The sequence below is a fragment of the Pseudomonas paraeruginosa PA7 genome, assembly GCF_000017205.1.
GTDB classification, from domain to species: domain Bacteria; phylum Pseudomonadota; class Gammaproteobacteria; order Pseudomonadales; family Pseudomonadaceae; genus Pseudomonas; species Pseudomonas paraeruginosa.
On record NC_009656.1, the window covers coordinates 2,812,657 to 2,832,288 of the forward strand.

A 19,632-nucleotide genomic window follows, 5' to 3' on the forward strand; every position below is an offset into this window, starting at 1 on the left:
TGCAGTCTGGGCGATACTAGATTGGACGCAAATTTCGAGAGTTCAGGTTGTCAGTTTTCGGTTCGTAGTTTGGAGCAGCCTGAGGGGATCGTGGCTGAAGGATGCTCCATGAGCTGGAAAGTTGGTTTGAGAGGGGCGTTTCATTGTCGAGGGAGTAATCTTTCTGAAAGTTGGGTTGATATAAAGTTATTTCTTCAGGAGTTATCATTGAATATTGAATTTGGCTTTGTCTTATCGTTTCAATATGAAAGTATTTACGCTATTAGGGATTCTGATGGGTTGTCTTTTAAGAGAAGTATGATCGATTGAATGGCTGCAAAAGGGCCAAAAGCAACTGCAGTTCCCCAAAGCGAATGACCATAAAGGGGACAGATTTATTTTCCCTACTCTAATTTTCTAAGCAGGGAGGCTCCAGCGCAGACGCCGTAAGGAGGCTCCGCGATGCCTAGGCAAGGGCGAGTGGTTTTACCGAATTATCCGCTTCACGTGGTCCAGCGGGGACACAATCGGCAAGTGGTATTCGCCGAGGATGAGGACTACCAGCGTTACCTCTCCGATCTACGGGACCTCAAGGATGCCTTTGGTATCAAGGTCTACGCATTTTGCCTGATGACCAACCATGTCCATCTGCTCTTGGCGCCTGGTGATTCGCTGTCTGGCTTGGCGCAACTGATGAAAACGCTGGCGGCGCGCACGACACGATATCGGAATCGCTTGGAGGGCCGTTCCGGAACGTTGTGGGAAAGTCGCTATAAATCGAGTGTCGTACAGAGCGATGCCTACCTGCTGGCGTGTTGCCGGTACATCGAACTGAACCCTGTTCGGGCGCGGATGGTGGACGATGTGGCGGCCTATCCCTGGTCAAGTTATGGGCTGCGGGCGGATTGGTTGAAGGAGCCAAACTGGTTGGATATGGATCCTTGCTTCATTGGAGATTAGAGCAGGGAAAATAAATCTGTCCCCTTTTTCCAAGTGCACAAGCAGGGCGTGAAGTTAACTTTATGATTTATGATTCTGCGGCAACGGCTGCAAGCCGCGCTCCGAGCTTGGTACTTCCAAAATGATTGCATATGACTTGTACGGAACGAAAAATCTCAGCCTTTTGCTGGCAAGAGAGCATATAGAGAAAATTTTTGGAGTGTCTCTTGATGAAAGAAATAGTTCTTATCAAGGAGGGGATTACTACATGCTTGGTAGTAATGATTCGGAGAATTTTATTCTGAAAGCCAATCTTGACCCTCTTGATGATGAACCAGTAGAGTTAAATTTTCCTGACTACCCTATTTTGCTCTATATAAACGCCACGACACGTTCATCTGCTATAGAGGGGGTAATCAAGAAGGGTGCATGCTTTAAGCTGCTCAGGCATGAAATGTTCTAGGAATGAAAGAACAAAGGGGGCAGATTTGAATGGCAGTAACTTAACCCTTTTCGGATGACTGTGTTTCTTGATCGCTGCCCGAGCAGATTGACGTGTACAGGTCAGTAATGGGTAGGGCTTTGGACTTCGCTTGAGGGCTCTGGGTTCAACTCGCCCGGAGCGATTGCCTACACGCTGTTGCGCGACCAGAACCAGCAGGCCTCGAAGAGTCGTACCTCCGTCAGGATCATCGTCGAATTGCCGCCACGCCAGCCATAGCTGGAGGCTGTGCTTGAAGCTCAATTCACGGGGAGTCAGTCAGCCATCAAGGCCGATTGCGCCATGATCAGGCGAATCAGGCTGTGTGCCAGCAGGTAAATCCAGAACGGGGAAAACTTTCACTTGGACACGTGGTATTGATGGGTGGCGATAATGATACTTGATTATGAAGATGATTTGGAGCCGGTCCTTGAGTTGTGCTGCGGTGACAATTCTGCCTCCTCTCTAGCGGTAGTGGTTGAGCAGCCAGTCTGGGAAAGCATAGAGAAAGGAATAGTTAACTCATTTAAGTTTGGCGGATTTGTAAGGGTAGAGGTTATTCGTCCGAAAAAATCTTTTGTTCGTCAGCTAAGTATGAAGTCTTTGCCTGGAAGGTTTAGGATAAATATACTGACTCGTTCAACTAACCCTAAAGAAGAATATCTTGAGTGGTGGGAGTTGGATGAGTCCCCTTATAGAGGGATGATAAAATTTGGTGATGATGATTTCGACTCCAGAACTGTATGTGCAGATATATCAATAGCTGAAGCGGTTTTTAAAGAGCTTTATGAAACAGGCGATCTGGATGTGGGTCTGTCTCAAATGCGTTCGCCCTGGAATCCCAAGCCATGACCACAAATAGACCACGAGCAGCAAAGGGGGCAGATTTATTTTCTGCCACTCTAAATCTAAAGGGCAGGTAGGCCTCCTCCTTTCAATAATCTCCTGCTCTTTAACAATTTACCTTTTCGATTTAGAAGAAGAGCACTGTGCAAGACCTCACTGTCGCCACATCCGCAGAGTCCTGAACCCCCGGCCCCGTCATCCCTGACGGGTCGCTCGCCGGGGCAACGCATGCGTTGCCTGTTTCCGGCTCGCCCTACAAGGACAAGCTCCAGCTGCAACTGGGCGTGGGTTTGAGCGCAGAGCCGATGGCGGCGCTGAACCCCGCCGGGCTTGATCAGCTACGGTCAGGCAGCGAGTTCCTTGACCGAGTACATGCGCAAGAACGGGGCGACAGCCGAGGATATCACCCAGGCGCAACGTGATCTGGCCCAGGGACAGGGCTTCGATGGCGTACAGCCAGCGAATGAGTTCATCAAGGCCTGGGGCGAGGCCATGGTTGCGGAGGCTGCCGGCCTTGGGATTGTTGCGGGGTTGGGTAGATTTGGGTTGTGGGTTGGGAAAGGGGGGCAGGCTGCAAAAGCGACTCCAAGTGCCGACTCGCTTATTAACTTGGCAAGCAACCAAAGGACACAGCATATTTTGCTGGGGGATGCTACTGGCGGAGGGCATCTGTGGCCGGGAGCCTCAGGAAAAACAGCTTTCCCTGCCTCTTGGAACGGCGATAAGGTCATGCACAATGTTTCTGACTTGGCTACAGATCCTAAAGCTTCGTGGATACAATTGACTGGGAAGCCTGGTGCCCAGTTCACCACGAAAGGTAAGCCTGTCCGCTGGGCTGTAGAGGGGGTGCGTGATGGCGTGAATATTCGTGTAATAGTCGAGCCTCATGGAGAGGGAATTATTACAGCATATCCTAAGTAGAGGTATGGCATGCGCGAACCAGAAAAAATAATACAAGCAGTCTTGGAGGAGATTTCGGGATGCTTTGGCGACGATACAGAAAGAAATGTCAAAGAGCTTCTCGCATGTGGAGAGCCTGGAGTTGCGCTGGAAGTATTTTGCTCCCAGTTAGTAGAGTTCGACATAGCTATTCCACTTGAAAAGAAAGAGCAGCTTACAGTAGCAGCAGGAGTGATGGGGATGGAGATTGAGGAATTGCAAGATTTAAAGTCCTTGTAGTTCCTTTGGTGCAAAAACGACAGGTGAAGCTGTCACTCAGATCCCCGGCCGAGTACAGTCGCGGATAAAGAATAAAGGGGGCAGATTTATTTTCTCTACTTTAATCTTCTGAGCAAAGGCTCCAGCGCAGATGCCGTAAAAAACTTCACGATGCCTAGGTAAGGGCGCATGGTTTAGCGAATTATTTGCTTTGAGCGTTTCAGCGCGGGCGCAGTCGCCGAAATTAGAGTAGTAAAAATAAATCTTTCCCCTTTTCTACTGATTTCTGACAAGCTGGAGGGGTTGCGATGAGCGCTTCTGCTGCTAAAAAAGAGAGTATGCCACTGCTTGATTTTATCGAGTCTCTTGGTGAAACGGAGTGGCGGAAATGCGTAAATAGCCAGTACACCAATAAAGAGCACGGAGTATGGGTGATAAAAGATCAGTCGGGCCACCCACCAATAGTTTCGTTTCGATTTAAAGAAGAAGACCTTACAGTAATTTCTCGCTTGCGGGTGGCGATAGAAAGTTACCAGGGGAAGATTAAGTGGGCTCTTGATGAACATAAGCGCGATGGTCTTCCTGGTACAAATTGGACCATAACTCCTAACCGTTTGCTTGAGGTCTGGGATCGTGCCCGTGAGTTGAATTTGGCGCCTAACCAATATATGGAAAAATATGAGCCTGATTTTGGCCCGATTGCCTATGAGGATATCCTCGGTTTGACAGAGCACATCCGGCGAGCCTTTCCTGAAGTTACAAATGAAAACCCCAGCCAATGAGCTGGGGTTTTTATTGTCTGTAAATTAAAGGGGACAGATTTATTTTCGCCACTCTAAATCTAAAAAGCAGGTAGGCTTCCTCCTTTCAGTAACTTCCTGCTCTTTAACAATTTGCCTTTTCTGTTTTAAGAAGAGCGGTGGGCGGCAGCGGGGTTTCGGTGGTCGTGCCGCTGACCTCGCAACTGCCGCCCGACCTGGCGCGCCGGCAGGTCAACCCGGTCACCCTGCCCGGTTTCAGCCTGCCGCAGGGCGACAACGGCCTGTTCCGCCTCAGCTCGCGCTTCGCCGAGGACGGCAACGCCAGCGCCGCGCTCGGTGCCGGCGCCGACCGCACCCAGGGCGGCAGCGGCGTCTCGGTCGGCCAGCAGGGCGCCGGCAACGCCGCCGGTACCTGGCAGGGCCAGGGCGTGCGAGTCGACGGCCTGGCTGGCGCGGCCAACGCCCAGGGCCAGGGCGGCAGCGCGCTCGGCGCTGGTGTTGGTCGCTTCGCTGCCAATCAGGCGATGCAGAACGCTACATCCACTGTATTGAGCCAGGCCTTGGGCCAGGGCGGGAGCCTGAATGAGGCGCTGAAGAGCGCGCTCTACAACAGTTTCGCGGCGGCAGGTTTCAACTTCGTCGGCGATATCGGCCAGGAATACAGCCTGAAGCCAGGCGATCCGTCGATGGTGACCATGCACGCCCTGATGGGTGGCCTGGCGGCGCAGGTCAGCGGTGGCGATTTCGCCACGGGCGCCGCGGCAGCTGGCGCCAATGAAGCGCTGGTGGCCAAGCTAGACCAGGCCTTCAAGAGCTTGAGCCCTGAGAACCGTGAAGCCATGGTCACTATGGGGTCGCAATTGGTTGGTGTTCTGGCTACGGCGGTACGCGATCCTGATGCGACAGGCAAGGCTCTGGAAAGCGCTGCTTGGGTAGCGAAGAACTCGACGCAATACAACTTCCTGAACCATCAGGATGTGGCCGATCTGGATAATGCCTTGCAGAAATGCAAGTCCCAGGGAAATTGCCGTCAGGTAGAGGAAGAGTTCAAGGCGCGTAGCGACGAGAACCGGCGGAGGTTGAATGGCTGCGTGGCTGTGGGCAATTGCGCGGAGATTCGTGCGGAGATCGATGCGGGGTCTAGGGCTCTCAACGAGCTGGTGGCCCGGCAGGAAACAGCTAATCCGGGAGGAAGTGACAGCGATATAGCCTACGGTTTCCTGATGGGCCGAAACGTCGTCGACTGGACGACGGCTGGTCAGTTGCACCTGGAGCAGACCGCCAACCTCTGGTGGAACGGCAATCCACAGTGGCAGAAGGAAGTCGGTGCATACCTGGACCAGACGGGGTTCAATCCGTTCGGAATCGGCGTTCCGGCAATGGGCGGTGCCGCTGGCAAGGTATCGGCCAAGGCGCTCATGAATGCGCTGAAGGCGGGAGAGTTGCCCAAAGGAGAGGTGGTCCCAGGAAAGGCTAATCTGCCTACCATTGGGGCGTTGGCGGATGCTGAGGCGGGGATGCCTTATACCCATCCGGTTAAGCTCGGTGCCAAAGGACTTTCATCGGTCAAGCATGCGTCTGGAGTAGAGCTTCCTAAAAGCCAGGCGCAGATGATTGCTAACTTTGAGACTGCGGGTTACCCATCAAAACCTGTAGTCTCACCAACTAGCGGTAACGTGGTTGGCACGCAATATACTTTGCCCGATGGCTCGCGTGTTCGTGTGATGCAAGCGGATGGGCGTAGTCCTCAAAGAGCGTCGTTTGAAAATGCTAATGGTGGGCCAATAGACCCGACGACGGGTAAGCCACCGCAGCCACCGAAAGGGCTTTCTAAAGCTGAAAGGAAACAGTGGATTAGAGAAAGAACCCATATTGAGCAGGTAGACTAATGTTTGACTTATTAAGGCTTGTTATATCCTTCCTCCCGCTTTGCATTAAAACTGTTGAGTGGGATGGTGATTCCTTGGTTATCTCTGGCGACAATTGGAGCTTTATCACTAGTAGTGCTTGGAGAATATCTCAAGGTAAAGAGCTATTGTTTGCATGTTGGGATGATCAAGTAGATACACGTACAGAAGGATTAGTAGGGCTTTCAATTGTTGATATGTCATGGGTTACGAGTGGCCAGCCTATTGATCCGTCATTTATCCTTTCTGATGGCAGAAGGCTAGATGTATTCTGTTCTTCCTTTTCTGAGCCTTGGGTGATGAATCTCCCGGATAATAGTGTTTATGTTGGAAATTCATAGGTGCAAAAGCGACTGCTAATGCCGAAGGAGCGGCTCTACCGGCTGGGTATCGTGAGGGATCATCGGCGGTTAAATAAAGGGGATAGATTTATTTTCTCTATTCTGATTTTTCTAGCATGGAGGCTCCAGCGCAGATGCCGTAAAGAAACTTCGCGATGCCTAGGTAAGGGCGCATGGTTTGACGAGTTATTGCTTTGAGTAGTTCGGCGTGGGCGCAGTCGCCGAAATTAGAGTAGGAAAAATAAATCTGTCCCCTTTTCTCTATACGCATCCGGTGAAGCCTGCTGTAAAAAGCGTAGTGGATGATCTTGGGGGGTAGTTCTAAGATTACTGAGTTGCCTAAAGCAACCCGCAATAGCCCGAGGAATACCCAAACAGATCAGTCAGCATCGGATGCAATTAAGAACCTAGTATCTGCGGGATTCAAGAATACTCCAAGTAAAGACGGTACGGTCAATGTACTTAATAAAGGAGATAAAACATACACGTTCTACTCAAGATCAAAAGCTACGGGGCTACCTTCTGCGGAACTAAAGATAGGTGGAGATAGTAAGAAAAATATTGCTGTAAAGATTCGTTTTGAAAATCCTTAGGGTGTAATATGAATAGTTCCTGTCAGCATGTTTTATGTGGTTTGGTGGACTTTTCAAAGAAGCTTCCAGATAATGTTGTTAAGGTAAAGAAAGGGATGACATTTTTTGTTGAGAGATCGGCTCTATATAGTTTGAGTATTTTAAAATTGTTATTTTTTGTTAGCGTTAATAGTAGTGCGAAAAAAATATTTTTCTGCTTTTTGGTAGCCCAAAAAAATAAATTTGAGATCTCCTCGGTTTATGAGGTTGATCTGCTTGAAATTAATTTTACTGAGATAGAGAATAGGCTGTGCGCTTTATATGAAAAGCATGTTTTAGTTGGAGAGGTAGGTAGAATAGTAGCTTTTTCAGATATGGTTTCATGGGTTCTGTATGAAGAGGTTTTAGAAGAGTTAGGGGTTTTGGTTATGTTGGATGAAACGAAATCTGTATATTCAAATTTTGATTTTGGCGAGTTCGTTAGTAGAGAGTTTATGATGGAGCAGGCTGATTTGGGTTTATACCGTAAAGAGTACGTAGATAAACTTATTTCTAATTATTAACATAAAGGAAGAATTTTTATTTTCCCTATCCTAACTTCTGAACACGGAGGCTCCAGCGCAGGCTCCGTCAAGGGGGCGATATGCCTAGGTAAGGGAGAATGGTTTAACGAGTTATTTGCTTTGAGTGTTTCTGCGTGGCGCAGTTTCTGAAATTAGAGTAGAGAAAATAAATCTGACCCCTTTTTTACTCTGCGGGGGGCGCAGGAGCGGCGGGGAGCGAACTGGCGGCGCAGGTGATCAGCGAGCGACTGTACGGAACCCGGGACAGCTCGACGCTGAACGAAGCGCAGAAGCAGACTATCACCGCGCTGGCCAGCCTGGCCGGCGGATTGGCCGGCTCCGTTGTCAATGGGAGCAGCGGAGGAGCCATTGCCGGGGCCGCAGGCGGGAAGAACGCAACGGAAAACAACTTCCTTGGCGGCGGAACCCCGCCGGGCTTGATCAGCTACGGTCAGGCAGCGAGCTCCTTGACCGAGTACATGCGCAAGAACGGGGCGACAGCCGAGGAGATCACCCAGGCGCAACGTGATCTGGCCCAGGGACAGGGCTTCGATGGCGTACAGCCAGCGAATGAGTTCATCAAGGCCTGGGGCGAGGCCATGGTTGCGGAGGCTGCCGGCCTTGGGATTGTTGCGGGGTTGGGTAGGTTTGGGTTGTGGGTTGGGAAAGGGGCGGGAGAAACTGCCATAGCCGTTCCCGGTCGTGTCCAATCTCGTATAAATATTGCCAATGGCCGCACAGCAACTACACCGCTTCGCGATACCGGAAGGCCAGTATCTGCGGGGTTTGACCATGTTCTACAAGGGCATTTCGGAGTAGAGGTTTCCAACTCACGGTCTGTGTTCACTATCACTCCGAGTGAACTGAAGGATGTACTTCAGAGCAGCCCTGTTGTTAAGTCACCAGTTATGGCATTGCCTGATGGGCAATTCGTGAGGACCGTTGATGTAGGTAAAGTAATTGGCACTACCAATTTAAAGGATGGAGGAGTGCCCACCTCGGTATTAAAAATATTTACTGACAGAGCTGGTAATTTGATCACAACCTTCCCAATCAAGGCGGTGGATTAATTGAGCTATCTTCCAATACGTGTATGGACTGACTTTCAATCAGCTGTAAGACTGCTGAGCGCTGAGGCTTCTCCAAAAGAAGTTCTTGATTTAATTCTAAATTGGATAAAAAGGAATAGAAAATTTTTCCTGTCTGGCTCATTTGCTGTTTATGGGTTTGAGGAGTTCCTGGGTCTAAGTGGAGAGGAGATGCCTGTTAACTTTTCAAATTTTTCATCATCCGAGTTAGAGAATTTTAAGAAATTTACTTTCAAATATCAGGCTAAGGATGTGGACTATATTGCGCAATTTTTAAGAGATGTTATTGAGGCTTTGATAACTGTAGAGGTTGATAAAAAATGTCCTAATTGTAATTCTGAAGGGATGCATGTCTTTATAGGGAAGTATAATAACCTAGTGGCTTATCAATGCAATGTGTGTGGGCACTCGCAATACTCGGACGGCTCAAAAGTAGAAGTCGGCGGTTTGGAGTTTATAACGGAGAGAAAGCTTCGAGATCTAAAGTTAATTTAAAATTTCATAAAGATGAATGATTTATTTTTCCTGCTCTAACTTCTGAGTATGGAGACATCCGCGATTCCTAGGCAAGGGCGAGGGCGCTGATGTCGAGTGAATCAGTTCTCTCAAAAAGTCGGAATTAAGTGTCGGGGTAATATGTCTAGTCATTATTAGTCACCGGCACCTGCTGCATCGAAAGTGGGTTTGTCACAAGAAAATTTTTCTCCGCATGATGACTAATGGAAGCCATGATTGACGATTCGATTTTTGAAAAAATTGATAATCTGATTGGCAGGTTGTCAGTCAGTAGGTCTACGGTAGATGAAAATGAGCTTTGCCGTGTTGCGAGGGTTTTGCCTGGCGATAGGGAGTTAGATGTTATAGAGAGGCTGAAAAACAAAGGGGACGTATTTATTTTTGCTGCTCTAAAGATAAAAGGCAGGTAGGTTTTCCCCGTTCAGTAATTTCTTGCTCTTTAAAAATTTACCTTTTCGATTTAGAAGAAGAGCACCGTGCAAGACCTCCCTGTCGCCACATCCGCAGAGTCCTGAACCCCCGGCCCTGTCATCCCTGACGGGTCGCTCGCCGGGGCAACGCATGCGTTGCCTGTTTCCGACTCGCCCCACAAGGACCAACTGCACCTGCAGCTGGGCGTAGGTTTGAGCGCAGAGCAGATGGCGGCGCTGACGCACGATATCGTGTGGCTGGAAGAGGTCGAGGTGAAGGGCGAGAAAGTCCTCGCGCCGGTGGTCTACCTGGCCCAGGCGGAGGGTCGGCTGGCACCCAACGGCGCGCTGATCCAGGGCCGCGACGTGAAGCTGGTGAGCGGCGGCGACCTGCATAACGTCGGCACCCTGCGCGCGCGGAACGACCTCAGCGCGACAGCCGACAACCTCGACAACAGCGGCCTGATCGAGGCCGGCAAGCGCCTCGACCTGCTCGCCGGCGACTCGATCCGCAACCGCCAGGGCGGGGTCATCGCCGGGCGCGACGTGACCCTGGCGGCGGCGGCGAACGAGGAGCATGCCTACAGCAAGACCAGGAAGGTCACCTACCAGGAAGACAAGGTCGCCCAGCAAGGCACCCGCGTGGAGGCTGGCGGCGACCTGGCGATCAATGCCGGACAGGACCTGCGCCTGATCGCGAGCCAGGCCAGCGCCGGCGACGAGGCCTACCTGGTGGCCGGCGACAAGCTGGAACTGCTGGCCGCCAACGACAGCAGCTACTACCTGTACGACAAGAAGAAGAAAGGCGACTTCGGCCGCAAGGAAACCCGGCGCGACGAAGTCACCGACGTCAAGGCGGTGGGCAGCCAGATCAGCAGCGGCGGCGACCTCACCCTGCTCAGCGGCGGCGACCAGACCTACCAGGGCGCGAAGCTGGAATCGGGCAACGACCTGGCCATCGTCAGCGGCGGCGCGGTGACCTTCGAGGCGGTGAAGGACCTGCACCAGGAAAGCCACGAGAAGAGCAAGGGCGACCTGGCGTGGCAGTCGTCGAAGGGCAAGGGCCAGACCGACGAAACCGTACGCCAGACCCAGATCGTGGCCCAGGGGAATCTGGCGATCAAGGCCGTGGAAGGGCTGAAGATCGACCTCAAGCACATCGACCAGAAGACCGTGAGCCAGACCATCGACGCGATGGTGCAGGCGGATCCGCAACTGGCGTGGCTGAAGCAGATGGAGCAGCGCGGCGATGTGGATTGGCGGCGCGTGCAGGAACTGCATGACAGCTGGAAGTACAGCAACTCCGGGCTGGGCGTCGGCGCGCAGTTGGCGATAGCGATCGTCGTGACTTACTTCACGGCGGGCGCAGCCAGCGGGGCGATTGCAACGGCCGGGGCCGGAACCTCCATGGCAGGCGCGACCGCAGCCGCTACCGCTACGACTTCGGCGGGCTGGTTGAACGCGGCAGGTACCGCAGCGCTCAGCGGCATGGCCAGCAATGGAGCGATCAGCACCATCAACAACCGGGGAAACCTGGGGGATGTCGTCAAGGACGTGACCTCCAGCGATGCGCTGAGGGGCTATGTAGTCGCTGGCACAACTGCGGGGCTGACTGCCGGCGTCTACGACAAATGGACCTCGACCCAGACCGGCACCTCGACCGCTCTACCGAACACCGGGGCCGTGGCGCCCGCCGCAGGGTTGGGCACCTGGCAAGGCGTGGGCCAGTTCACCTCGAACCAGTTGCTGCAGAATGGTACTTCGGTGCTGTTGGACCGGGCGCTGGGCGGCAAGGGCAGCCTGGGCGATGCGTTGCAAAACAGCCTGGCAAATGCCTTTGCGGCCTACGGCTTCAAGCTGATTGGCGACACCACCCATGGCGTGCTGGACGACGGCAGCCTCGGCAAGATCGGCTTGCACGCCCTGATGGGAGGTCTGGCCGCCGAAGCGGTCGGTGGCGATTTCCGTACCGGAGCCCTGGCTGCGGGAGTCAACGAGGCGCTGGTGGATAGCCTCGCCAAGCAATACGCCAGCCTGCCCATCGATGACAAGAAGGGCCTGCTGATCATGAGTTCGCAGTTGATCGGCGTGCTGGCGGCTTCGACGCAGGGCGATGCGGACGCCAAGAGCTTGCAGACGGGAGCCTGGGTGGCGGGGAATGCCACCCAACACAACTACCTCAGTCATTGGCAGGAGGAGAAGAAGCGGCAGGAGGTCGATGGCTGCAAGGACAAACCGCTCTGCAAAACCGGAATAGAAGCCAAATGGGCAATTATTTCGGCCCAGCAGGATGTCGGTATCGTCGTAGGTGTTGGAGGAGGCATCGGTCTTTCGACGGCTGAAACCGCAGTAGGTGTTTATGAACTGGTCAAGAACTGGAGGGAAACCTATGCAGCTCTGGAGCAGTTGGCCACTTCGCCAGAGTTCCGGCAGCAATTTGGCGATAACTACCTGAAGGGGCTGGAGGAGCGCGCCGCATTCTTGACCCAGGCATACGAGGATGCCGGCTGGCAAGGTTCGGTCACAGCTGGTGTCGAGGGCGGTAGGTTCGCTGCGGAACTTGTTGGCGTTCTGACGGCAGTGAAAGGTGGCGCGCAGATAACCGCCAAGCTGCCAACAGCAGCCAAGAACCTGGTCAACGCGATTGCGGAGTCACCTGTTTCCGGTAGTATGAGTTCGCAGCTCGGGGCAGTGGGGGATTTGGGTAGGCTGGGTGGGGGTCCAAAAGCAACTGGGACTGCTGCTGAAGCGGCTATTCAAGTTCCTGGGCGTGTTCAGTCACGCGTTAACTTGATGACTGGTGACAAAAGTGCGGGTTGGGAGCACGTTGTAAGTCGTCACTTCAATCCAGAGGTAAATGCAAGCCAATTCACTATAGGGCAGGCTGAGCTTCGCACTTTGCTTCAAAGTAAAGAGGTGGTGAGTGCGCCTGTAACGCGAATGTTAGAAAGTGCGCAAGGTATTCGATATGTTCGAGAAGTGAATCTCAGTGGGCCTATTGGTATTGATAAGTTCAGTGGTCAGCCTACCTCTACCATGACTGTTCTTACTGATAGGTTTGGTAACTTAATAACGACTACTCCGGGGGTTGTTAAGTGAAATTAATTGGAAGCCTTGCGGAGCAATCTTGTCGTGAAGAGCTATCTAAGTCATGGGGCGGGCTTAGAGAGTCGGGAAATCAGTTGTTCTCTATCTTGGCGGACAGGCTCGGCTTGATTGGTAGCGCATTTGTGTTGAGTTGGACGCCTGAGCAAGCTGAGGATTTATATACGATCCTAGTTAATGGGAGTGAAGTGGTTTGGCTTGAGGTTTCAAGGTCTAATGGGGAGGTAGTGGATTTTCAAGCTACTAGTGTGAAGGAGTACGAGAGGTCGCTTCGTTCACGACAGAGTAGGATCAAATTGGCGGTTGCTCTTGATTTAGCACGTCAGCATTGAAAAGCCCCGGCCTTGCCGGGGCTATTTATTTCACTCTGCGGTAATCACCAAGCAGCCCTGCATGACTCTGATTCTGATTTTCTCGTTGACCTCGAATCCAGCCAGCGAATAAAGGGGGCAGCGAATAAGGGGACAGACTTATTTTCCCTACCCTATTTCTGGAAGCATAAAGGGGGCGGATTTATTTTCACTGCTCTAGAACTAAAAGGTAGGTAGATTTCCCGTTCAGTAATTCCCTGTTCTTTAAAAATTTACTTTTTCGATTTTAAAAGAAGAGCACTGACCTCCCTTTCGCTACTTCCGCAGAGTCCTGAACCTCCGGCCCCGCCACCCCTGGCGGGTCGCTCGCCGGGGCAACGTATGCGTTGCCTGGAGAAGAAGGGCCTGCTGACCATGAGTTCGCAGTTGATCGGCGTGCTGGCGGCTTCGACGCAGGGCGATGCGGACGCCAAGAGCTTGCAGACGGGGGCCTGGGTGGCGGGGAATGCCACCCAACACAACTACCTCAGTCATTGGCAGGAGGAGAAGAAGCGGCAGGAGGTCGATGGCTGCCAGGACAAACCGCTCTGCAAAACCGGAATAGAAGCCAAATGGGCAATTATTTCGGCCCAGCAGGATGTCGGTATCGTCGTAGGTGTTGGAGGAGGCATCGGTCTTTCGACAGCTGAAACCGCAGTGGGTGTTTATGAACTGGTCAAGAACTGGAGGGAAACCTATGCAGCTCTGGAGCAGTTGGCCACTTCGCCAGAGTTCCGGCAGCAATTTGGCGATAACTACCTGAAGGGGCTGGAGGAGCGCGCCGCATTCTTGACCCAGGCATACGAGGATGCCGGCTGGCAAGGTTCGGTCACAGCTGGTGTCGAGGGCGGTAGGTTCGCTGCGGAACTTGTTGGCGTTCTGACGGCAGTGAAAGGTGGCGCGCAGATAACCGCCAAGCTGCCAACAGCAGCCAAGAACCTGGTCAACGCGATTGCGGAGTCACCTGTTTCCGGTAGTATGAGTTCGCAACTCGGGGCAGTGGGGGACTTGGGTCGGCTGGGTGGGGGGGCAAAAGGAACTGCTAATTTCCCGGAAGGGATGAGCTTCAATCCCAACATCAAGAATCACCTCAGCAATTTTGATGGCCTGACGCAGAAGAGTGGGATTAGCGGTACTCATAACCTAGATGCTTTCTCTCAGGCGGCATCCAGTAATGGGGTGAAGGTACTTAGTGAAACTCCTGGCTCGGTTAAGGGAATTACGACGATTGAATATCAGATTCCTGCATATGATCGTACTGGGAATGTAATTGGCTATAAAGCGCAGCCTTTTACTAAAACTGTATATGATCCTAAAGTTATTTCTGATCAGAAGGTTCTAGATCTCGGGCAGCAAGCTGCTGCCAGTGGTTATGTAAAAGCGGTAGCTAGTGGTGATCGTTATTATGATAGTACGGCTGGAGGTATCACCTTTAGAGTTTATCTGGATGAAAGAACAGGAGCTGTCCTTAATTTTCATCCGAAATAATAGGTGGTTCTATGAATGAATTATTTGGTCAGCCATACAACGAGGCTGACCCGTGCTGGGTAGTTATGTGCTACATGGATATAATGTACTCGGATGGTAGGTTTATTAGAGCCATTGAGTGCATTGTAAATAGGTGGGGCTATAGCACGGATGGGGCGTACTGTAATTTTCCTGATGAAAACAGTCCGTTTGATGAGGAGCACTTTGAGGGGGTTGAGTTTTCTTATGGCTATCCCCCTAAGGATGAAGACACCATTGTTGTGAGCGAGGCTGTTTGTTCTAAGTTCATTCGGCTCGCTTGTGAAAAGTATCTTCAGCGCCATCCTGAAGATACTGAGAAAGTAAAAGAGCTTTTAGATAAACTCTCTTTCTGGCCGTAAAGGGGACAGATCTGAATGGTACTTACTTAACCCTTTTCGGATGACCGTGTTTCTTGATCGCTGCCCGAGCAGATTGACGTGTGCAGGTCAGTAATAAGCATAAAGGGGACGGATTTATTTTCACTGCTCTAGAACTAAAAGGTAGGTAGATCTTCCCCGTTCAGTAATTCCCTGTTTTTTAAAAATTTACTTTTTCGATTTTAAAAGAAGAGCACTGACCTCCCTTTCGCTACTTCCGCAGAGTCCTGAACCTCCGGCCCCGCCATCCCTGGCGGGTCGCTCGCCGGGGCAACGTATGCGTTGCCTGGAGAAGAAGGGCCTGCTGACCATGAGTTCGCAGTTGATCGGCGTGCTGGCAGCTTCGACGCAGGGCGATGCGGACGCCAAGAGCTTGCAGACGGGGGCCTGGGTGGCGGGGAATGCCACCCAACACAACTACCTCAGTCATTGGCAGGAGGAGAAGAAGCGGCAGGAGGTCGATGGCTGCAAGGACAAACCACTCTGCAAAACCGGAATAGAAGCCAAATGGGCAATTATTTCGGCCCAGCAGGATGTCGGTATCGTCGTAGGTGTTGGAGGAGGCATCGGTCTTTCGACAGCTGAAACCGCAGTGGGTGTTTATGAACTGGTCAAGAACTGGAGGGAAACCTATGCAGCTCTGGAGCAGTTGGCCACTTCGCCAGAGTTCCGGCAGCAATTTGGCGATAACTACCTGAAGGGGCTGGAGGAGCGCGCCGCATTCTTGACCCAGGCATACGAGGATGCCGGCTGGCAAGGTTCGGTCACAGCTGGTGTCGAGGGCGGTAGGTTCGCTGCGGAACTTGTTGGCGTTCTGACGGCAGTGAAAGGTGGCGCGCAGATAACCGCCAAGCTGCCAACAGCAGCCAAGAACCTGGTCAACGCGATTGCGGAGTCACCGGTTTCCGGTAGTATGAGTTCGCAGCTCGGGGCAGTGGGGGATTTGGGTAAGCTGGGTGGGGGTGCAAAAGGGACTGCGACTGCCGGAAAAGTGGCCGATGAGTTCATTCCACCAGGAATGGAACGTCCGTTCCGTCCAGTTAATCCGGAGTTCCCACCAAACAAAGCTGTAGTGGATGCGATGGAAAGCCCGCGCATTAAAGGAATGACGGCTTGTGATGGTACAGACTGCTCAGAAATTGCGAGTAAGTTGCTTGCGGCAGCAGGCGGGAAGGGGAAAGTTATTGAGGTTAGGCCAACTCAGCGGAGTAACCTAAATTTGTATGATTATGGTAATGAAGTCCCAGGGCAAGCTTATCACCAAGTCTATACAGATGGGCGGTACGTGTATGACCCTCGGCTGTCATCTCAGCCAATACCTAAGGCGACTGGGAACAGCATATAAAAGGCATGAATCCTGATGGGGTCACTATTTCTGATAAGTTGCAGGGGTTGCGATGAATACTCCTGAAATCAAAAGAGAAAGTAGCTCCTTGCTCGAGTTAATCGAGGCTCTCGGTGAAACTGAATGGCGAAAATGTGTAAATAGCCAATTTGTCAATAAAGAGCGTGGGGAATGGGTGATTAAAGATCAGTCCTCACATCCTCCTAGGGTTTGGTTTAGATTCATACAGGAAGATCCCGCCATAATTTCGCGCCTGCGAGTGGCTATAGAAAGCTATCAGGGGAGAGTTAAGTGGGTTCTTGATGATCATAAGAGGGTTGATCTTCCTAGAACAAATTGGGGTATAGTGCCGAGCCGCTTATTAGAAGTCTGGGAACTTGCTCGTGCGTTAGATTTAGCCCCTAATCAATATATAGCTAAATACGAGCCGGAATTCGGGCCGATTGCCTATGAAGATATCATTGATCTGACAGAGCACATCCGCCGAGCCTTTCCTGAAGTTACAAGCAAAAGCCCCAGCTTATGAGCTGGGGTTTCCTTTGCGCACTAGTATGCGTCCGGCCATCACATCTTCCCGACGCAACCGTCTAATGCCATAGCGAATAAAGGGGACCGAATAAAGGGGACAGATTTATTTTTCCTACCCTAATTTTCTGAGCAGGGAGGCTCCAGTGCAGACGTCGTAAGGAGCCTCCGCGATGCCTAGGCAGAGGCGAGTGGTTTTACTGAACTATCCGCTTCACGTGGTTCAGTGTGGGGAAGATCGGCAGTGGTATACAGTGGAAATGAGAACTATAAGCACTAGTCAACGTTAGAGTAGGGAAAATAAATCTGTCCCCTTTTCTCCCGACAACTTAGGTGATGCAATGGCCGGTCAAGCAACAAACTTGGCTATGGCTGCTGGATTCAATCTCATCGGTGATTGGGCTGATGGAAAGTTTGATTCTGGCTCTCCGCAAAAAGTTATGGCGCATGCCTTGATGGGAGGATTGCTCGCCCAGGCAACAGGTGGAGACTTCAAAACTGGGGCTATGGCAGCAGGGGCTAACGAAGCGCTTGTCAATGTGCTGTCTAACATGGCCGGTGGCGAAGAAAAGCTAGAGCTTATGGCCTCACAGCTAACAGGTCTTCTTGCTGCTACTGTAGTTGATGGAGATGTTGCGAAAGGGGCAGAGATTGCCAAGAACGCAACGGCCTACAATCAGCAGGTTCACCGGGACGCTCTGAGTCGACTGAAAAGAGGAATGAGTGCGCTTCATGAACAAGGCAAGTATGCTGATCTCGAGCCGGAGGCAGTGCTTGCTGACCTGCAAAAAATAGCCAGTGGCGAAGCCAAAAGCGTTTCGGATTTGAACCCGAAAGTGGTTCAGTTTCTGAATAGTGAATTTTCTCCTGCGAGCCTGAGAGAAACGTTGTTCGAGCCGGAGTCCTGGGAAGAATATGCTGCGATAGCCGTCGACGTACTTTATCCAACGCCTGGGGGGAAGGCAGCAGCTATTGAGAAGGCAGGTGGTAAGCTGTCTAAAGAGGCGTTGGAAGCTCTGGAGAAGAAGTTTTCTGAAAGCACTAAACAGGAACTTAAGTCAAAATTTTTACAGGAAGACCCAAGGAATCTAATTCCTACTCAGACTAAGGCCGAAATGTCAGGCTCGCAGATTAAAAGGATTGTGAAAAGCATTAAGGAGAGCGGATTTGATCAAGAAAAACCAGTAGACGTTTGGCGTAATCCAAAAACCGGGCGCCTTGAAATTCAAGATGGACATCATCGAACGGAGGCAGCAAAGAAGGCCGGATTAGATAAAATACCTGTAAGCATATGGGAGTGAATACTTGTGGCTAGATATTCGGTGGCTTTTGCATTACCTATCGGGACAGATGTTAGTTTTTCAGAGGATGGGTGGGAGTTTAAATCTCCCGCCCCTCTATCTTTAAATGTTAAGTCTGAATTTATTTCGAAATTTAACCTTGAGCTTATAGAGTGCTATTCTGGAGTGGAGAAATTTTCCGTTGACGGGCTGGAGTTTTTGGTTTTTTATAATGATCTGCACGCTATAGAGCATATTTATTTTAAAATATACGATAAATCTTTTCTGGTTAAACTGAGGGAATATTGGAGTGATAATTTAAGAAATTATTGTTATTTATTCTTTCCCGGAGAATAATTTGTTTCTACCATAAGTGGGTGGGTTTATTCTTGACACTCTAAAACTAAAAGGTAGGTTTCCCCCGTTCGGACACATAAAGGGGACAGATTTATTTTCCCTACTCTAATTTTCTAAGCAAGGAGGCTCCAGCGCAGACGCCGTAAGGAGGCTCCGCGATGCCTAGGCAAGGGCGAGTGGTTTTACCGAATTATCCGCTTCACGTGGTCCAGCGGGGACACAATCGGCAAGTGGTATTCGCCGAGGACGAGGACTACCAGCGTTACCTCTCCGATCTACGGGACCTCAAGGATGCCTTTGGTATCAAGGTCTACGCATTTTGCCTGATGACCAACCATGTCCATCTGCTCTTGGCGCCTGGTGATTCGCTGTCTGGCTTGGCGCAACTGATGAAAACGCTGGCGGCGCGCACGACACGATATCGGAATCGCTTGGAGGGTCGTTTCGGAACGTTGTGGGAAAGTCGCTATAAATCGAGTGTCGTACAGAGCGATGCCTACCTGCTGGCGTGTTGCCGGTATATCGAACTGAACCCTGTTCGGGCGCGGATGGTGGACGATGTAGCGGCCTATCCCTGGTCAAGTTATGGGCTGCGGGCGGATTGGTTGAAGGAGCCAAACTGGTTGGATATGGATCCTTGCTTCATTGGAGATTAGAGTACAAAGCCCGACGGGACCTTTGTGACAATTATGAAGGATGGAATAAATAATACTTCCGTAAAGAATGCGCTGAAAGGCAGTCCACAATGATTAATGTTTCCGAAGATTTTAAGAATTGGTTGGTTAGTTGCATAGGGCTCCGGCTGCTCCTGGCTTTGGGTTTGTTCCATGTATTTGAGTTGAAGAAAAACGGCGCCCCACAGGCAGTAAGTCTTTTTTTTGATGGTCGGGAGGGGAGCGGAACTTTAATGTGTGCTCCCGATGGCGCGTCTATAGCTTACAACTCAGATGCTGTTTCAGAATGCGACTTGGGGGAGTTTGGAGCGGAAAAAATTTTCTCATTGGTGAATGATGAGAGTTTTTCGTCAGTCATAGGAGAAGAGTTGATTTTGGTCTCGCTAATTATATCATCCGTTGAAGGCTCAGTTGCTGGGGTGTCTCTCCAATTTGGAAACTTCCAATCTTTGAGTCTGATTAACCTGGGTGATGAGCTATTTATTTACAAAGAGATACCCCCTGAAATTGTTAAGTGTGAAGGGCTAGAGTTTGTGAGGCTCTCTTGAT

At 51.3% G+C, this 19,632-nt stretch carries 16 protein-coding genes and 8 pseudogenes; 22 read left to right on the forward strand and 2 right to left on the reverse strand.

Annotated features, from left to right (window positions below; translation table 11 throughout):
• Window positions 1–108: 108 nt before the first annotated feature.
• The 3 genes and pseudogenes from PSPA7_RS32020 (at window position 109) to PSPA7_RS31830 (ending at window position 1,381) form a co-directional block, all read left to right on the forward strand.
• Window positions 109–309 (forward strand): hypothetical protein, encoded by a 201-nt coding sequence (locus tag PSPA7_RS32020; protein ID WP_134314347.1) that lies wholly within the window; start codon window positions 109–111, stop codon window positions 307–309.
• Between the two features lie 132 nt (window positions 310–441).
• Window positions 442–930: pseudogene (locus PSPA7_RS13280) on the forward strand (transposase); the annotation flags it as partial.
• A 130-nt stretch (window positions 931–1,060) separates the two neighbouring features.
• Window positions 1,061–1,381 carry a hypothetical protein gene (locus tag PSPA7_RS31830; RefSeq protein ID WP_071535425.1) on the forward strand — a complete coding sequence of 107 codons (321 nt, stop codon included), beginning with the start codon at window positions 1,061–1,063 and terminating at the stop codon, window positions 1,379–1,381.
• 39 nt (window positions 1,382–1,420) lie between these two features.
• On the opposite strand, the pseudogene PSPA7_RS32650 reads toward PSPA7_RS31830, so the two are convergent.
• Window positions 1,421–1,743: pseudogene (locus PSPA7_RS32650) on the reverse strand (IS4 family transposase); the annotation flags it as partial.
• Between the two features lie 49 nt (window positions 1,744–1,792).
• Between PSPA7_RS32650 and PSPA7_RS32025 the strand changes: the two are divergent.
• From PSPA7_RS32025 to PSPA7_RS13290, 11 genes and pseudogenes are all read left to right on the forward strand, one after another.
• A complete protein-coding gene (locus tag PSPA7_RS32025) occupies window positions 1,793–2,251 on the forward strand; it encodes a DUF6911 family protein (RefSeq protein WP_126632780.1) in 459 nt (152 codons plus the stop codon).
• Window positions 2,252–2,605: 354 nt separating this feature from the next.
• On the forward strand, window positions 2,606–3,166 hold the full coding sequence (locus tag PSPA7_RS31030; protein ID WP_138009454.1) for an EndoU domain-containing protein: 561 nt from the start codon (window positions 2,606–2,608) through the stop codon (window positions 3,164–3,166).
• 9 nt (window positions 3,167–3,175) lie between these two features.
• Window positions 3,176–3,424 carry a MafI family immunity protein gene (locus tag PSPA7_RS32030; RefSeq protein ID WP_138009455.1) on the forward strand — a complete coding sequence of 83 codons (249 nt, stop codon included), beginning with the start codon at window positions 3,176–3,178 and terminating at the stop codon, window positions 3,422–3,424.
• A 287-nt stretch (window positions 3,425–3,711) separates the two neighbouring features.
• Entirely contained in the window at window positions 3,712–4,185 is a 474-nt protein-coding gene (locus PSPA7_RS32035; protein WP_138009456.1) for a hypothetical protein, read from the forward strand.
• Between the two features lie 470 nt (window positions 4,186–4,655).
• Window positions 4,656–5,717, forward strand: a pseudogene (locus PSPA7_RS13285) (DUF637 domain-containing protein); the annotation flags it as partial.
• A 335-nt stretch (window positions 5,718–6,052) separates the two neighbouring features.
• A complete protein-coding gene (locus PSPA7_RS32040) occupies window positions 6,053–6,412 on the forward strand; it encodes a hypothetical protein (RefSeq protein ID WP_138009457.1) in 360 nt (119 codons plus the stop codon).
• A 601-nt stretch (window positions 6,413–7,013) separates the two neighbouring features.
• Window positions 7,014–7,547 (forward strand): hypothetical protein, encoded by a 534-nt coding sequence (locus tag PSPA7_RS32420; protein WP_171941895.1) that lies wholly within the window; start codon window positions 7,014–7,016, stop codon window positions 7,545–7,547.
• A 233-nt stretch (window positions 7,548–7,780) separates the two neighbouring features.
• Window positions 7,781–8,617, forward strand: coding sequence for a VENN motif pre-toxin domain-containing protein (locus tag PSPA7_RS32870; protein WP_012075602.1), 837 nt, complete (start codon window positions 7,781–7,783; stop codon window positions 8,615–8,617).
• Window positions 8,618–9,130 carry a hypothetical protein gene (locus PSPA7_RS31045; RefSeq protein ID WP_071534148.1) on the forward strand — a complete coding sequence of 171 codons (513 nt, stop codon included), beginning with the start codon at window positions 8,618–8,620 and terminating at the stop codon, window positions 9,128–9,130. It begins immediately after the preceding gene.
• A gap of 224 nt (window positions 9,131–9,354) precedes the next feature.
• Entirely contained in the window at window positions 9,355–9,561 is a 207-nt protein-coding gene (locus PSPA7_RS32045; RefSeq protein WP_123809523.1) for a hypothetical protein, read from the forward strand.
• Window positions 9,562–9,741: 180 nt separating this feature from the next.
• Window positions 9,742–12,660, forward strand: a pseudogene (locus PSPA7_RS13290) (DUF637 domain-containing protein); the annotation flags it as partial.
• A gap of 368 nt (window positions 12,661–13,028) precedes the next feature.
• Here PSPA7_RS13290 and PSPA7_RS33000 read toward each other — a convergent pair.
• Window positions 13,029–13,124, reverse strand: coding sequence for a SymE family type I addiction module toxin (locus tag PSPA7_RS33000; protein WP_071535427.1), 96 nt, complete (start codon window positions 13,122–13,124; stop codon window positions 13,029–13,031).
• A gap of 246 nt (window positions 13,125–13,370) precedes the next feature.
• On the opposite strand from PSPA7_RS33000, the pseudogene PSPA7_RS33005 reads away from it, so the two are divergent.
• The 8 genes and pseudogenes from PSPA7_RS33005 to PSPA7_RS32080 form a co-directional block, all read left to right on the forward strand.
• Window positions 13,371–14,054, forward strand: a pseudogene (locus PSPA7_RS33005) (hypothetical protein); the annotation flags it as partial.
• 461 nt (window positions 14,055–14,515) lie between these two features.
• Window positions 14,516–14,884, forward strand: a complete 369-nt coding sequence (gene cdiI, locus PSPA7_RS31055; RefSeq protein WP_058135072.1) for a ribonuclease toxin immunity protein CdiI — start codon at window positions 14,516–14,518, stop codon at window positions 14,882–14,884.
• Between the two features lie 307 nt (window positions 14,885–15,191).
• A pseudogene (locus tag PSPA7_RS33010) lies at window positions 15,192–15,875 on the forward strand (hypothetical protein); the annotation flags it as partial.
• A gap of 424 nt (window positions 15,876–16,299) precedes the next feature.
• A complete protein-coding gene (locus PSPA7_RS32070) occupies window positions 16,300–16,773 on the forward strand; it encodes a hypothetical protein (RefSeq protein ID WP_126523640.1) in 474 nt (157 codons plus the stop codon).
• A 334-nt stretch (window positions 16,774–17,107) separates the two neighbouring features.
• A pseudogene (locus tag PSPA7_RS33130) lies at window positions 17,108–17,275 on the forward strand (DUF637 domain-containing protein); the annotation flags it as partial.
• 78 nt (window positions 17,276–17,353) lie between these two features.
• Window positions 17,354–18,073, forward strand: a complete 720-nt coding sequence (locus PSPA7_RS32820; protein WP_187152834.1) for a ParB N-terminal domain-containing protein — start codon at window positions 17,354–17,356, stop codon at window positions 18,071–18,073.
• A gap of 494 nt (window positions 18,074–18,567) precedes the next feature.
• Window positions 18,568–19,056, forward strand: a pseudogene (locus PSPA7_RS13305) (transposase); the annotation flags it as partial.
• A gap of 98 nt (window positions 19,057–19,154) precedes the next feature.
• Window positions 19,155–19,631, forward strand: coding sequence for a hypothetical protein (locus PSPA7_RS32080; RefSeq protein ID WP_071535417.1), 477 nt, complete (start codon window positions 19,155–19,157; stop codon window positions 19,629–19,631).
• The last annotated feature ends 1 nt before the right edge of the window (window position 19,632 follow it).